Origin of the sequence: Kurthia huakuii LAM0618 (assembly GCF_000505545.1) — a bacterium.
Classification (GTDB): Bacteria; Bacillota; Bacilli; order Bacillales_A; family Planococcaceae; genus Kurthia; species Kurthia huakuii.
The window spans coordinates 91,762-106,412 of record NZ_AYTB01000007.1 but is presented as its reverse complement, the minus strand read 5'-3'; the positions used below and the strand labels follow the sequence as shown (position 1 = coordinate 106,412).

The following is a 14,651-nucleotide window of genomic DNA, read 5'->3' as shown; positions in this document are numbered from 1 at the left end:
TTATCCTTCCTCTTCTATAAAGTGTAGTTCGATCGTTTTCTTGATTAGACGCTCTAAATGTTTTGTTTGACGCTTCGAACGATATTGTTCGGCCAATGAATTGCTGTTCGTATAAATATGCACCTCGACAACTTCCCCTTTGTCGAAGAGACGCACCTTACGCACGACATTGCGCTTTGTGGCATCGAGCGCATACGTAAATTTTAAAATCGAGCCAAGCTCTAATAACACTTTCAACTCTTCCTCTGAAAACCACTCGACAAACGGTGCAGCGTAGCGTTTAAAATTATCTTTATTTTTATACGATGCTATTAACGCTAAACGCACGCGCTCTTTATGGTTTAAACCATCGATTGCACGATTCGATAAAATGTAAAATGTATGCTGACTTGCAGCATCTTTATCGATATATTCACCTAAGAAATACACTTTTGCGGCATTCGCCAATAAACGTAAGTTTTGGCGCTCAAAATGAATCGCCCCAATGTCATTTAATTGCTTGTACATCATTTCAGCTAAGTATTCATGGTGCTTAATTTGTCCTTCATTTTTCCCAAACTCAGCACATAAAAATTTAGCGGTCGTTGAAAATACGTCATAGCGGTCAAAGGCATGTGGATTTTGTTTTAGGATACGTTGAATGACAAGACCTTCACGTAATCCTTTACGGCTAAACTGAAATTTCTGAGCACCAACAACATCCATCAATGCATGGAATACTTCAATAACAGGACCAATAATATCGGCGCGGTCACTTGATAAACCATCTAATTTTTGCAACTGTTCAAGCGGCATACTCGTTAATGTTTCAGCAATTTCTAAAAAGTCTTTTCGCGTAATGCGGTATTGGTGAACACCAGACAATGGATAATTGTTGCGATGCTGGTCAAACGTTGCCATATTTCGCGCACTACCACCAATGCCGATAACCGGTAAATTTAAATTTTTAAGCCATGGAATTGTACTAAATTGTGCATGTGCAAAATCATAGACCGCTTGGCGTTCATTAGCAGTTAAAACTTCACCTGACACAAACTGCTGTTTTAACGATACAGAACCAAACGGCAAACTAATCGACTGCATTAATTCCTTCTCATCGAAATAGGTCAGTTCGGTACTACCACCGCCCATATCAATCGTCACTCCAGAAGGTGTTGATGTCGTATACACGACGGCAAAGTAGCCATAAAATGCCTCTTGTTGCTCCGATAATAATTCGATGTTGACGCCTACCGCTTCTTTCATACGCATCAAAATATCAGCACCGTTTCTCGCCTGGCGAATAGATGCTGTCGCAATCGCACGAGCATGCTCAACATTATAGTCTTCTAAGATTTCAGCAAATGCATGTAAAATCCCTTCTAAACGTTCAATGCCTTCTTCTGCTAAAATACCTGTTTCTCCAATAAAGCTCCGCAACCTTGCAACTGCTTTAACGTTTTCAATTTCCTTTAAACCCGTGTGCTGGTCATAGTGGTAAATAACTAGGCGAACCGTGTTCGATCCGATATCAATAATGGCTGTTTTATACTCCGTCATATGTGCACGTCCTTTACTGTGATAGCTGTTTTCTCTATACTATATACTCTATACTTTTTCAATAAACATTGATATGATGGATATTGACTATTAAATTGAATGCTCTGAATTTTCTCAGTTATTTTCTTATGAGAAAGGTGGGCTTTTAGTGACGTATCAATTTAGCAATAATGAGTTAGCATTAGCTGTTTTTACAGTGAATAAGCATGCAAAAACAGCACTCGACAACAAAGGACTTTATGCGTTAAAACGAAGCGCAATTTGTGAGCTTCTTCGTACAAATCGTGCTAAGAAAATCGGCCTACATTTTGTTAACAATCCTAGATTTAGCAAACAACAATCGGCCGTGCTTATCCAATGTGAGGATTACTATTTTCATACGCTGCCCCAAAAAGAAGATTTTGCGCAGCTCCCACACCTTGGCCATTTAGATCGTCATTATCGGAACCCTAAACGCCGCATGAGCCTAAATGAAGCGAAACGGATTTTATGCTCATTTACGAACACATCCGTAAAACCGATTCGTTCACGTCCTCAAAACGATATAAGAAAAGCTTCTTCAAGTTACTTTTACGGGTATTAACATTCCGGAGTCCAACAAAAAACCGCGCCTGTGCGCGGTTTTTTATTTATCCAATCTTAATCGCTAAGAACCGCGCCTTGGTCTATAAAGCGTATTGGTCGATTTTTAAAATAAGTTCCGCAATTTCAGGTTTACTAATTTGATCTTCTGCTCCAACTTCAAGACCTTTATGACGCAAATCATCGGTAATCAAGCTTGAAAAAATAATCACCGGTAATTTTTGTAGCTGTGCGTTAGCCTTAACTTTTTTCGTTAAATGATGGCCATCCATCTGCGGCATTTCAATATCCGTTACTACTAACTGAACATAATCACTAATGTCCCCACGTTTTGCACTAAACTCTAAATATTCATAAGCATCTTTACCATTTTCAAAAAATTCAATATTAACATAACCTGCCTCTGTTAACGTATCATTTAACAGCTTGCGCAATAACGGAGAATCTTCCGCTATAACAATTTTTTTGTCGCTGCGCTCACGATTACCGAGCTTTTTCACAGACTCAATTTGAATGCCCGACTCTGGATTGATGTCGACCATAATACGTTCGAAATCTAATAGTAACAACATGACATCTTCACGTTTAATTACGCCAATAACTTGTGAACCGCCGCCTTGATACATATCAGATGGTTTTTCAATTTGATCCCATGAAATACGATGAATTTTTGTGACGTTATCGACATGAAATACAACTTTTTGTTGATTAAATTCTGCGACGATATATTTTTGCTGTTCGCCATAATTTTGTGTTGGTACACCTAACACTTTTTGCATATCAACAACCGGTAACACTTCTCCGCGTAGTTGCACAATTCCTTCTACGTGTGGGTGTGCATGTGGAATAAACGTCACAGGAATAGGCTGAATAATCTCTTTTACTTTAATAACATTAATACCGAATTTGTTAGAAGCCACTTCAAATTCGACAATTTCCAGTTCGTTTGTACCACTTTCCAACAAAATACCTTTGTTACTTTCCATTGGACAATCGCCCCCTTAGGCTTAATTTTATTACGTCTATTGTATCATATGACATATAGACATTATAGCCAAATATCATGATGTACACATATAAAACACATCTTTTTTACCATACTTCTATGTATGTCAGCCGATTTTGAACTACTTAAACACGAATGTCTACTGTCGTAAGGGACTTTTTAATAATAGCGCATAAGCTAAAAAGTAATGACTATTACTTCTAGCTTTTACAAAACCTTTACATTTCATAGTAATCAATTAATGCCTGTGTCCCGTTGTAGTCATAGCCTTTTGCTGATAGCTCATCATACATCGCTTTGGCCATCTTTAAACCCGGTAGCTCAAGCTCCATTCGCTCCGCCTCATCTAGCGCAATCCCCATATCTTTAATCATATGCATAATATAGAAGCCTGGCTCCTTATCACCGTTCAACATACGCGGCGCTAAATTGCTTAATGACCATGAACCCGCTGCCCCTGTCGCAATCGATTCTAGCACGCGTGCCATATCAAGTCCCGCTTTTTTACCATACGCAATCGCTTCACAAACGCCAATCATATTCGTTGCAATCGCAATTTGATTACACATTTTTGTATGTTGCCCCGCACCAGCTGTCCCTTGTAACAAAATATTTTGACCAATTGCTTCAAACAATGGCTTCACCGCATCAAATGCTTGTTGCGAGCCACCTACCATAATCGATAACGTCCCGTTTTGCGCGCCAATATCGCCACCAGAAACAGGTGCATCAAGCGCCTCCATCCCAAGATTTTGGGCTGCATCTGCAATTTTTTTCGCGAGCGCTGGTTTCGAGGTTGTCATATCGACAACAATTTTCTGTGGCGTTGCAGCCTTAAAAATACCGGTTTCACCAAAATAAACTTCTTCAACGTCTGTTGGATACCCGACCATCGTAAAGACGACATCCCCTTGCACCGCTGCTGCTTGCGCTGTGTCGTACCACAGTGCGCCTAACGCCACTAATGGCATCGCCTTCTCCTTCGTACGCGTATACATATGTACCGTATGTCCCGCCTTTAAAAAGTTTTTAATAATGCTTTGTCCCATAACCCCTGTTCCAATAAATGTTATATTTGTCATTATCATTTCCCCCTTTGCTTTTATTGTAACAAAAAAGAGCAGTCGCATAATAGCGCTGCTCCTAGATTTCTCTTTAAAATGGGCCGTAATTAATATAATGAGCCAAAATTAAAATAGCGATGCTGACAATCACTTGGATGACGAAGAATGGGAAATACCAACGCACCCATTTATTCCACTGAATACCTGCTACAGCAAGCGCAGCGATTAATGCACCGTTTGTAGGGAATAATAAAGCTGCAATCCCATCACCTAATTGGAACGCTAATACCGCAGTTTGACGTGTCACACCTACTAAGTCTGCAAGCGGCGCCATGATTGGCATTGTTAAGGCTGCTTGACCACTTTGCGATGGTACAAGGAAGTTGATGACCATTTGAATGAACATCATCGCGACAGCTGTTAACGCCGATGGCACACCTTGTAATAAATCGCTCATATAATGAAGCATTGTATCAAGTAAACCACCATTTTGGAAAACAACTAATACAGCTTGTGCTAAACCAATAATCAGTGCACCACCGATTAATTCACTAGCACCTTTTACAAAGTTATCGGCGATTGATGATGGACCTAAGCCCCCAACAATCCCCATAATAATACCTGTTAATAAAAATAAACCAGCTAATTCAGGAATAAACCAATCGTATAATTTTACACCTAAAATTAATACGACAAAGTTTAATAAAAATACCGTTAATACTAATTTATGGCGAACGGTCATTTTTAATGTTGTATCTTTATCTTTCGGGCTAAATTTTTCGAACTTGCCGTAAATACCTAGCTCGGGATTTTTTTGAACTTTTGATGCATGACGATAAATGAAAATCGACGCCATCACAACGAAAATGACAAAGACAACTAAACGCAAGCCCATACCTGAGAATGTTGGTAACTCTGCAATTCCTTGTGCAACGGCTGTTGAGAATGGGTTTAAGAAACCAGCTGTAAAGCCCATCCAAGCACCCATAACAACGATGGCAAACCCAGTGACAGCATCAAAACCTAACGCAATGGTCAACGGTACGATTAACGCCACATAGACGGCTACTTCATCACTCATACCCATTGTTGCACCACAAATACCAAAGAATAAAACGAAGACAGGGATCATCATTTTTTCTTTATGTTTCATTTTCTCGGCGAACGTTACGATAAACGTATCAAGTGCGCCGGTTGCATTCATAATTCCAAAGACACCACCGATGATTAATACGAAGAAAATCGTACCAGCACCGTTGACCATCCCTTGGTGAATACTCGTAAAAATATCTAAAAATCCGACAGGGGTGTTTTCTACGAATTCGAATGAATCAGCGATGATGACACTATGACCATCTTGATCTTTCGTATCGTAGTGACCTGCTGGCACAATGTACGTTAAAATAGCAGAAATCACAAGTAATGCAAAAATTAACACGTATGCATTAATACCACCAGCTAAGCCTTTCTTTTCTTTTTTATTCATGTATTGAACTCCTCTTATAATGCTTGTTCTACAAGACATAAACTTTCATAAAAACAGAAATAATTATACACAACACTATATTTTTATACAACCCTTTCACGCTATTTGTCATAAATTAAATTTACGTTACAAGAGGGCTTCTCGCTGCTGCATGCGTACAATAGATTGACGAAATTTTTGCATTACATTATATAAGGAAAACATCGCCTATTTTATATTACTAAGTGCACAACAGATGATGTTGTACGGCTAGATTTTAGAGTACTGCTTAAAAGGATGTCATACGAGCGATGAAATTACATATTCATACATTCAACAACTTAGTGATTAGTTTACGATTATCAAACGCTAAACAGACCATCGGAACCATACTTACCATTGCACTAGAAAATACCAATCGTCATTATGTTAGTGTTTCAAAAATAATTGAAGTTTTCCTTCTTGACTCTCTAGTTACTCTAGGGTTTATAGTTACGCTTAGAACTTTTACAAAAGGAGGAATCTTCTATGAAGAAAAAGCTGGCTCTAAGCCTTGTATTAATGAATTTATTTTTAGCCTTCGTTGGCATCGGGTTGGTTATCCCGGTCATGCCCACAATTATGAATGAACTTGGGATTAGCGGTTCCGTTGTTGGTTCAATGGTTGCTGCTTTTGCGATTGCACAGCTCATCTTCTCACCAATCGCCGGGAAATGGACAGATACCGTTGGCCGTAAAAAAATGATTGTTATCGGCCTCATTATTTTTGCCATTTCAGAATTTATCTTTGCGATCGGCACAACTGTTGAAATGCTCTTTCTTTCGCGTATTTTAGGTGGGATTAGCGGCGCTTTTATTATGCCTGCTGTCACAGCCTTTATCGCTGACATTACAACAATAGCTGAACGCCCACGTGCACTTGGTTTAATGTCTGCTGCCATTTCTACCGGTTTCATTATCGGACCTGGCGTTGGTGGATTCCTTGCAGCATACGGCACGCGTGTTCCATTTTTCGTGGCGACAATTATGGCATTAATCGCCGCTCTTTTATCATTTATCACGTTACGTGAGCCAGAACGCCCTGTTAATGCGCAACCAATCGCGCAAAAGCATGATGATAAAAGCATTAAACGCGTATTCTCAAAAGTATATTTTATTCCATTCGCTATCCTATTCATCTCAACATTTGGTTTAGCAGCATTCGATTCATTCTTTAGCTTATTTACAAATCATAAATTCAATTTCACACCAACAGACATTGCGATTTCGATTACGGTTGGGGCGATTTTAGGAGCTATTGGACAAGGTATTCTGTTTGCGCCACTTACACGCAAGCTCGGTGAAATCCGTCTTGTGCGTTGGTCTCTAGCTGTTTCGGCACTTGTCGTTGTCCTGATGACACTTGCACCAACACACTTCACGGTGATGCTCGTAACGTTCTTTGCCTTTATTGGCTTCGATTTAATTCGCCCAGCCATTACAACGTATTTATCGAAAATTGCTGGCAACGAACAAGGTTTTGTTGGTGGCATGAACTCGATGTTTACAAGCCTCGGCAATATTATTGGCCCGGTACTTGGTGGCATGCTGTTTGATATTAATATTAACTTGCCATTCCAATTTGCTGCTGTTGTACTTATCATTGCTTTATTGATAACATTTAAATGGGCAATGCCAAAATTCGTACAACAAACTGCAGGTGAGGTAATTGAAGAAAGATAATTTTTATACGATTGGTGACGTGGCAAAATTGATGCATATTTCGATTTATACGCTACGTTATTACGATCAAATTGGGTTGTTTAAACCCGCATATACAGATCCAAAAACAAATTATCGTTACTACGAAGATACACAACTTTTCCAACTCGATTGGATTAAATCATTACGCTCGATTGGGACGCCACTTGAAAAAATTCATGAAACATACCATATTTCAACAGCGGAGCAACTTCATTTCTTAGATGAACAAGAACAAGTCGTTAACGAACAGCTTAGTGAGCTAACGGCTGTTCAAAAAAATATTGCCCAAGTACGACAATATTTAACTCAACAACTCGATGACCATCATCTGAATGAAATCTACGTGCTAGAAGCTCCCGTATCGCGCATTTTAGCAAAGCCATTAACGCGTAAAGGGATTAACCCCCGCGCCATTGAAAATAGCTCATATAGCGATATGAAGCATTTTTTAGAGGAACAACATCTTGGTATTCATGGGGGTTACGGCGGCATTTTTCCATACCGTGCTAATTATCAGTCAGTTGAAGAAATGGATTACCATACGCTCTTCACACCACTTTTTAGTGATAAATGGGTCACAGAAATTGCCGACGGGATGGATATCGGCAAAATTCCAGCGGGAAGCTACGTTGCCATCCGCTTTGAATTCAGCCCATCTGCGTATGTCGACAACTATAAAAAGTTACGTGATTATATAGAAGAGAGACAACTTCAACCAACGAGTATTTATGAATTTTTCACGATGACACAATATGCGCCTGAAGCAAAATCGATTTTTATTATTGAGCTGCGTATTCCACTTACAACATCGTAAAGCGAGCCGACTAGATGGTCAGCTCGCTTTTTTCGTACAAAAAAACAGGCATTACGCGTGCAATGCCTGTCATTATATGTCGATGATTAATCGATATTATCGTATTCTTTTACATCATTCGCTGTGTGAAATTGGTAAAGATTTAGAAGTTGATCAAGTTTTTCGCTTAAGCGGATGGTTTCATCATTCAAAAATCCTTTTTCTAGACCTGATTGAATCATTTTTTCACGAGTGAGTTCTAATTTCTTTAAAATTGCATCAGACATCATTTGTCCATCCTCCTTCTATCTCAGCTTTTCAATCGTTTCGTAACGTTCATTATTATACTATTATTTCCACTTTTTCGGAGATGAAATTTACGACATAATTCGACATTTTAACTTCTTCCTTCGATAGAATACACGTAGGAAATATTGCCTCCTTGCTTTGCAATACCTCTAAAGTGTTTAAATTCTTCTCTTCTAATAACAATTTCTCTTATCGCATAAAATTCATTTTTATCTACATCAATTGAAGCGATTTTTCCATTTTTTAAGTCATCTAGCATTGAATTATAATCTTTCATTGTAAATTACTTCCTTTTTTTGTTTTTTTCGATAGTTTTCATTTTACTTTTTATAGAAATTCATGCACACTATTTACAATATTATTGCAAAAGGGGCTGTTGATTATGGCAGAAAAAGCAGAACTGGGAAATATCATTGAATTCGGTGATGGTCTGCAAGGTATAGTAGAAAAAGTAAACGAAAACTCTGTAATTGTTAATTTAACATATATGGATAATTTCCGTAGCCTTGAGTTAGAAGAACGTACGGTTATCAATCATAAACGCTATCAAGTAATTGCAGAACAAGCAGCGAAATAATATCCACTTGCTCTACACACGATTACACCATACAATAGCTGTAATGAAGTACCGTCCTTCTAGGGCGGTATTATTTTTTTAGGAGGACTTGGATTTATGCGTCGTTATCATGTTATTTTCGTATTGTCATTACTAGCTGTTTTCGCATTGATGACTGTTAGCTTTCAAAACCCGCCGCTCTTTTGGTATACATATACTTTTTCAATGCTCTTATGCGTTGCCTTTAGTAAAACATTTTCAGAAGTTTTTGATGAACTTTCGACAACAAAATATTTACTATTAGGCATTCCAAGTGGTGTCATCGGTTACTTTCTCATCTTAGGCATCTATGAATTATTGCCTCAACAAGCGACGACAAACGTCCAGCAATTTCTTACGCAATTTTCACCACAATCATTGTTTGAATATGTGTTACTCATCTTGATTATTGCTGTCGCTGAAGAATTGTATTGGCGAGGTTTCGTTCAACAATATTTAAAGCAATTTTTACGCACGACGTTGGCAATTATTGTCGCATCACTAGCCTTTGCGATTCCACTTATGTTAAATGGCTTTTATATGCCAAGTATTGCGGCGTTTTTCAGCGGTATTGTCATTGGCTTTATTTATGAACGTACAAAAAGTATGCCTGTCATCATTCTCATTCACATTGTTATAGTAACACTTCTTTTCTTATTATTACCACTTTATTAGCTACATAATCTACACCATTTTTACTATTTTTGGTATTTATACACCGCGTTAATAGCTCAATAAAAAGGACGGCTCGCATCAAACGATGAGCCGTCCTTTATTTTTTAGTACGATAAATCTTTAATTGATAACCCTAATTTTTTCAACAATTGAATTGCCTGATTTTTTTCATCAGCATCAAGTGAGCTCACTAAATGATTTAATTGCACTTCATGGCGTGGGAAAAGTTCTGCCATAAAGTCACTGCCCTTCTCTGAAATTTCCGCATACGTCACGCGGCGATCATTCGGGCAAGCAAGGCGTTGTAAATAACCTCGTTTTTCAAGTTTATCAATCACATACGTAATCGAGCCACTCGCTAATAAAATTTTGTTACCAATTTGTTGTAGTGGCTGGCGACCTTTATGGTAAAGCAGCTCGAGTACCGCAAATTCTGTTGGGTTTAAGCCATTCTCTTGGAAAAACTGATTTGTCACTTCATTGATTGCTTTATGCGCGCGTGACAACACAATATATAATTTAAGAGATTGTTTGATTTCTTCTGAAGAAGCCATTCGTATCATCCTTTATTTTTTCACATTAGACCTATTATAGCGATTCCTAATTTGCTTTGTCAAAACGAGTTTGTCACAGGGCGCCATTGTTGATACACTAAGCATATCTCTCACACTAATTTAAAGGAGTTTCTACATTTGAAAACTGTACTCGCAACACTGAATGCGAAATATATTCATACGAATATTGCAATTCGCTATTTAAAAGCTTATGCTAGACCGGAATTTGACCCGGAGCTAGCTGAATATACGATTAAGGACCCTGCGTTTAATATCGTCTCTGACCTTTACCAAAAGAAGCCTGATATTGTCGGCTTTAGTTGCTATATTTGGAATATCGAAGAAACGATTCATGTCATTCGCATGTTACGCAAAGTAAGCCCCCATACAAAAATTATTTTAGGTGGCCCTGAAGTATCGTACGACGTCCATGACTGGTTACGCCGCTTAGATGGCCTCATTGACTATATTCTAATGGGTGAAGGTGAAATCTCATTTAAAAAACTTTTACAGCACCTACACGGCGAAATCCCACTTGAAGATGTACCTGGCGTATGTTATTTAGAAGATAACAAAGTAAAAATCTATGCTGCCGCACCAAAAGTAGAGTTGCGTACGATGCCAAGTATTTACCGCTTTGATGAAGATAAACGCCATATTCCTGGCCGTGTCGCGTATATTGAAACGAGCCGCGGTTGTCCGTTTAACTGCCAATTTTGCTTATCATCAATTGAAGTCGGCGTTCGTTACTTCAATCGTGAAAATGTCAAAGAAGATATTCGCTACTTAATGGAAAATGGTGCACGCACGATTAAATTCGTTGACCGCACTTTTAACATTAGCCGGAGCTACGCAATGGAAATGTTCCAATTTTTAATTGATGAGCATAAACCTGGCGTCGTATTCCAATTTGAAATTACCGCAGATATTATGCGCCCTGAAGTGATTAACTTCTTAAATGACAATGCACCTGCTGGTCTGTTCCGCTTTGAAATCGGCGTGCAATCAACAAATGATGAAACGAACGACCTTGTCAAACGCCGTCAAAACTTTGAGAAATTAAAACGTACGGTCACGATGGTGAAAGATGGTGGCAAAATCGACCAACATCTTGATTTAATCGCTGGTCTTCCTGAAGAGGACTATATGAGCTTCCGCAAAACATTCAACGATGTGTTTGCAATGCGCCCTGAAGAGTTACAACTTGGCTTCTTAAAACTGCTGCGTGGTACAGGTCTACGAATCGATGCCGAAAAATATGGTTACGACTATATTGACCTTGCGCCCTATGAAATTTTTTCAAACAACGTCTTAACATTTGATGAAATTTTACGCATTAAACAGACTGAAGATATTTTAGAGAAATATTGGAATGACCATCGCATGAATCGAACAATCGAATATTTAGTAAAAGAAGTATTTGATTCACCATTCGACTTCTTTCAAGAATTTGGCACGTACTGGGATGAACAAGGCTGGTCAAAAATCGGTCATCAACTAGAAGATTTATTCACTCGCCTACTCGGCTTCCTTGAAAAACGTGGCGGCGTCGATACACAAATCGTCGAAAACTTTATGCAGCTTGACTACTTTGATGCACAGCGCTTCTTCCCGCGTAAAGTATGGTGGCAAAATGCGCTCTCAAAAGATGCGGCGCGTCCATTATACGAACAACTATTACAAGCAGAACAAGCACAACGCTTTGGTCTAAGCGAAAAAGAATTGTTCAAGCATACGTTAATCGTTCCTTGCCATATCGATGTAGAAGCAGCTCACCGTGGGGACTTTATAGCCAAAGAAAGTTACTTATTAACTTACTTTGAACCATCAGGTAAAACGCACTTCCGCATGATTGAAACCCAACTAGCCTAAAAAAAAGCCACTCCTTTACATAGGAGTGGTTTTTTATTATCCGATAATTACACGTTCTTTTGGATAGTGGAACTTTGGTTTTTCTGCTTTGCCACCTAATGAGTATAGGAATGAAATTAAGCCTACACGTCCAATAAACATTAGCAGCATAATGACGACCTTCCCAAATGACGTTAAATCATCAGTCAGTCCGAGCGACATCCCGCACGTACCGAACGCAGATGTAATTTCAAAAACAATTTGAATTAATGAGGCATTTTTTTCAGAGATAGATAAAATCATCGTTGAAAATAGCACCATAATACACGCTAATAAAATAACCGCATACGAACGATAGACATCGATTAAATAAATTTCGCGTTTAAACACTTGGATATCTTCTTTACCGCGTGCAAAATTGTAAATAAACAATGCGGCAATCGCAAATGTTGTCGTACGAATACCACCGCCTACTGAACTAGGTGATGCGCCGATAAACATTAAAAAACTTAAAAACATATCGGTTGATTCATGGAATTGCGTCACATCAACCGTTGTCAGGCCCGCAGAGCGTGTTGAATTTGATTGGAACATCGCCGCAAACAACGCTTCATGCCAGCTCATTCCTTTAAATGAATGGAATGATTCAATTAATAATACGATGAGCGTCCCTGACACAAATAATGCCGCATAAGTCACCGTTGTAATTTTTGCAAACAATGAAAAACGGAATACTTCATTATGTTTACGCTTTAAAAAGGCTTTGACCTCGATCAATACGGGGAAGCCAATCGCACCTAGTGTAATTAAAATCATATTGATGACTTGTACAAAATAGTCGTTACGAAACGGTGCCATCGACGTACCTGTAATATCAAAGCCACCATTTGTCGTCGCAGAAACAGCGCTAAATATACCATGTAATAGTGCTTGACTAAATGTCTCATAATACGGTGTAAAATAAAAATAACATGTTAAAATAAACGCGCCCACTGCTTCAATTGTCAGCAAAATTTTAATGATTTCTTTAATTAAATGCACGACGCCGGACAAATTATATTGATTATGATCGACCATAATTAATTGACGTTCTCGCAAACCAATCTTTTTCCCAACTACGAGCCATAAAAATGTACCTGCTGACATGATGCCAATCGCACCTAGTTGCAGCACAACAAGCAACATAATAATGCCAAATAACGAATACGTTTCCGAAATATTAATCGTTGTTAAACCCGTTACACTAACAGCACTAACCGCTGTAAATAAACTATCTAGCCACGATACCTCAACGCCAGGCTTATGTACACCTGGCAAGCTTAATAGGATAAATGAAACAGTCATCGCCGCAAAATAATATAAAACGATTACTTGGAAAGGTGTTGCGCGTTTTTTTATTTTTTTTATACCTCCCATAAAATCGAGTCCTTTCAGTTAATTAAATTCATAATATCCTATTGTAGGAGAAAAGTTTGTAAAAAGAAAGACAGTCTTATATGAAGGAATTGTCAATATATTATTCCCTATAGTTGTATTAGCAACCATTAAAAAACTCGATGCTAGTACACACCGAGTTTGTAACGTATTATTTTTGTTCGTTTTTTTTCGCACCGCGGACACCCATGAAGTACCCACCTACTGCGATAATAATTAATACTGTCCAGAATGTTGTTTTCCATCCAAATGAATGAGGGAAACTTTCATCTAGAACGCCAATATCTTTATGCGCTAATGTCATAACTGTTAATTTCACACCAACCCAACCTACGATTAAGAAAGCTGCTGTTTCAAGTTGAGGATATTTTTGTAATAACTTAACAAATGCTTGTGCTGCGAAACGCATGATGATAAGGCCAATCATACCACCTAAGAACATGACAGTGAATTGTCCACCATTAATACCACCGATTTCCCATTCACCCCAGTGAGGTAATGTTACAGCAAGAGCTACCGCTGCAAGCATTGAATCAATCGCGAATGCTAAGTCAGCTGCCTCTACTTTAACAACGGTCATCCAGAAACCTGAACCTTTTTTCGCTGGCTTGTCGTCAGCTTCAGCGGTATCATCGTCATCATCATGGCCTTTCCTAAGATCATATAAGTTTTTCGCACTAATGAATAATAAGTATGCCGCACCAATTGCTTGCACCCACCATAATTCAACGATTAATGTAATCATGAATAGTGCTGCGAAACGCATGACAAACGCACCTAGTAACCCGTAAAATAATGCTTTTTTCTGTTGTTCACGTGGTAAGTGCTTTACCATAACGGCCATTACAACAGCGTTATCTGCCGCTAATAAACCTTCTAATGCAACTAAAACGAGTAATACCCAACCATACTCTAATAATAATTCCATATTGTGTTCTCCTCCTTTATTGAACAAACAAAAAGAGACCCATGCCTAAATAAAGGCAAAGGTCTCACTAAGCAAAAACTTTTTGCTCTTATAACCGATGATCTCTCTTTAGA

Annotated in this window: 15 protein-coding genes; 6 read left to right on the top strand and 9 right to left on the bottom strand. The window is 38.5% G+C overall.

Annotation, left to right across the window (positions count from 1 at the left end; genetic code table 11):
- Entirely contained in the window at positions 1–1,539 is a 1,539-nt protein-coding gene (locus tag V514_RS0102310) for a Ppx/GppA family phosphatase (protein ID WP_029498082.1), read from the bottom strand.
- A 148-nt stretch (positions 1,540–1,687) separates the two neighbouring features.
- Here V514_RS0102310 and V514_RS0102305 point away from each other — a divergent pair, with 148 nt between their 5' ends.
- Complete coding sequence (locus tag V514_RS0102305; protein ID WP_029498081.1) at positions 1,688–2,122, top strand: YkyB family protein; 435 nt, start codon at positions 1,688–1,690, stop codon at positions 2,120–2,122.
- Between the two features lie 82 nt (positions 2,123–2,204).
- On the opposite strand, the gene V514_RS0102300 is transcribed toward V514_RS0102305, so the two are convergent.
- From V514_RS0102300 to V514_RS0102290, 3 genes are all read right to left on the bottom strand, one after another.
- Positions 2,205–3,107 carry a chemotaxis protein gene (locus tag V514_RS0102300; protein ID WP_029498080.1) on the bottom strand — a complete coding sequence of 301 codons (903 nt, stop codon included), beginning with the start codon at positions 3,105–3,107 and terminating at the stop codon, positions 2,205–2,207.
- A 238-nt stretch (positions 3,108–3,345) separates the two neighbouring features.
- Positions 3,346–4,215 (bottom strand): NAD(P)-dependent oxidoreductase, encoded by an 870-nt coding sequence (locus tag V514_RS0102295; RefSeq protein WP_029498079.1) that lies wholly within the window; start codon positions 4,213–4,215, stop codon positions 3,346–3,348.
- A 67-nt stretch (positions 4,216–4,282) separates the two neighbouring features.
- Positions 4,283–5,677 (bottom strand): YfcC family protein, encoded by a 1,395-nt coding sequence (locus V514_RS0102290; protein ID WP_029498078.1) that lies wholly within the window; start codon positions 5,675–5,677, stop codon positions 4,283–4,285.
- Between the two features lie 507 nt (positions 5,678–6,184).
- Here V514_RS0102290 and V514_RS0102285 point away from each other — a divergent pair.
- Both V514_RS0102285 and V514_RS0102280 read left to right on the top strand, forming a co-directional pair.
- A complete protein-coding gene (locus V514_RS0102285; protein WP_029498076.1) occupies positions 6,185–7,378 on the top strand; it encodes an MFS transporter in 1,194 nt (397 codons plus the stop codon).
- Positions 7,365–8,213: a MerR family transcriptional regulator gene (locus tag V514_RS0102280; RefSeq protein ID WP_029498075.1), complete on the top strand. Its 849-nt coding sequence runs from the start codon at positions 7,365–7,367 to the stop codon at positions 8,211–8,213. Before V514_RS0102285 ends, V514_RS0102280 begins: the two co-directional genes overlap by 14 nt.
- A gap of 86 nt (positions 8,214–8,299) precedes the next feature.
- Here V514_RS0102280 and V514_RS0102275 read toward each other — a convergent pair whose 3' ends face one another.
- Complete coding sequence (locus tag V514_RS0102275; protein WP_327059441.1) at positions 8,300–8,482, bottom strand: aspartyl-phosphate phosphatase Spo0E family protein; 183 nt, start codon at positions 8,480–8,482, stop codon at positions 8,300–8,302.
- Positions 8,483–8,589: 107 nt separating this feature from the next.
- Complete coding sequence (locus tag V514_RS0102270; RefSeq protein WP_029498073.1) at positions 8,590–8,778, bottom strand: hypothetical protein; 189 nt, start codon at positions 8,776–8,778, stop codon at positions 8,590–8,592.
- Between the two features lie 105 nt (positions 8,779–8,883).
- On the opposite strand from V514_RS0102270, the gene V514_RS0102265 reads away from it, so the two are divergent.
- On the top strand, positions 8,884–9,078 hold the full coding sequence (locus tag V514_RS0102265) for a YkvS family protein (RefSeq protein ID WP_029498072.1): 195 nt from the start codon (positions 8,884–8,886) through the stop codon (positions 9,076–9,078).
- Between the two features lie 96 nt (positions 9,079–9,174).
- Positions 9,175–9,771: a CPBP family intramembrane glutamic endopeptidase gene (locus V514_RS0102260; RefSeq protein WP_029498071.1), complete on the top strand. Its 597-nt coding sequence runs from the start codon at positions 9,175–9,177 to the stop codon at positions 9,769–9,771.
- Positions 9,772–9,875: 104 nt separating this feature from the next.
- Here the strand turns inward: V514_RS0102260 and V514_RS0102255 are convergent, their stop codons facing one another.
- A complete protein-coding gene (locus tag V514_RS0102255) occupies positions 9,876–10,325 on the bottom strand; it encodes a MarR family winged helix-turn-helix transcriptional regulator (RefSeq protein ID WP_029498070.1) in 450 nt (149 codons plus the stop codon).
- 138 nt (positions 10,326–10,463) lie between these two features.
- Here V514_RS0102255 and V514_RS0102250 point away from each other — a divergent pair, with 138 nt between their 5' ends.
- A complete protein-coding gene (locus V514_RS0102250; RefSeq protein ID WP_029498069.1) occupies positions 10,464–12,197 on the top strand; it encodes a B12-binding domain-containing radical SAM protein in 1,734 nt (577 codons plus the stop codon).
- Between the two features lie 36 nt (positions 12,198–12,233).
- On the opposite strand, the gene V514_RS0102245 is transcribed toward V514_RS0102250, so the two are convergent.
- Both V514_RS0102245 and V514_RS0102240 read right to left on the bottom strand, forming a co-directional pair.
- Positions 12,234–13,592 carry a TrkH family potassium uptake protein gene (locus V514_RS0102245; RefSeq protein WP_029498067.1) on the bottom strand — a complete coding sequence of 453 codons (1,359 nt, stop codon included), beginning with the start codon at positions 13,590–13,592 and terminating at the stop codon, positions 12,234–12,236.
- A gap of 169 nt (positions 13,593–13,761) precedes the next feature.
- A complete protein-coding gene (locus V514_RS0102240; protein WP_029498066.1) occupies positions 13,762–14,538 on the bottom strand; it encodes a TerC family protein in 777 nt (258 codons plus the stop codon).
- Positions 14,539–14,651 lie beyond the last annotated feature (113 nt).

Coding starts and splice junctions, on each gene's coding strand:
- V514_RS0102285 (WP_029498076.1), top strand. CDS start 6,185: ATGAAGAAAAAGCTGGCTCTAAGCCTTGTATTAATGAATTTATTTTTA.
- V514_RS0102270 (WP_029498073.1), bottom strand. CDS start 8,778: ATGAAAGATTATAATTCAATGCTAGATGACTTAAAAAATGGAAAAATC.
- V514_RS0102300 (WP_029498080.1), bottom strand. CDS start 3,107: ATGGAAAGTAACAAAGGTATTTTGTTGGAAAGTGGTACAAACGAACTG.
- V514_RS0102240 (WP_029498066.1), bottom strand. CDS start 14,538: ATGGAATTATTATTAGAGTATGGTTGGGTATTACTCGTTTTAGTTGCA.
- V514_RS0102290 (WP_029498078.1), bottom strand. CDS start 5,677: ATGAATAAAAAAGAAAAGAAAGGCTTAGCTGGTGGTATTAATGCATAC.
- V514_RS0102265 (WP_029498072.1), top strand. CDS start 8,884: ATGGCAGAAAAAGCAGAACTGGGAAATATCATTGAATTCGGTGATGGT.
- V514_RS0102255 (WP_029498070.1), bottom strand. CDS start 10,325: ATGGCTTCTTCAGAAGAAATCAAACAATCTCTTAAATTATATATTGTG.
- V514_RS0102295 (WP_029498079.1), bottom strand. CDS start 4,215: ATGATAATGACAAATATAACATTTATTGGAACAGGGGTTATGGGACAA.
- V514_RS0102275 (WP_327059441.1), bottom strand. CDS start 8,482: ATGATGTCTGATGCAATTTTAAAGAAATTAGAACTCACTCGTGAAAAA.
- V514_RS0102245 (WP_029498067.1), bottom strand. CDS start 13,592: ATGGGAGGTATAAAAAAAATAAAAAAACGCGCAACACCTTTCCAAGTA.
- V514_RS0102260 (WP_029498071.1), top strand. CDS start 9,175: ATGCGTCGTTATCATGTTATTTTCGTATTGTCATTACTAGCTGTTTTC.
- V514_RS0102310 (WP_029498082.1), bottom strand. CDS start 1,539: ATGACGGAGTATAAAACAGCCATTATTGATATCGGATCGAACACGGTT.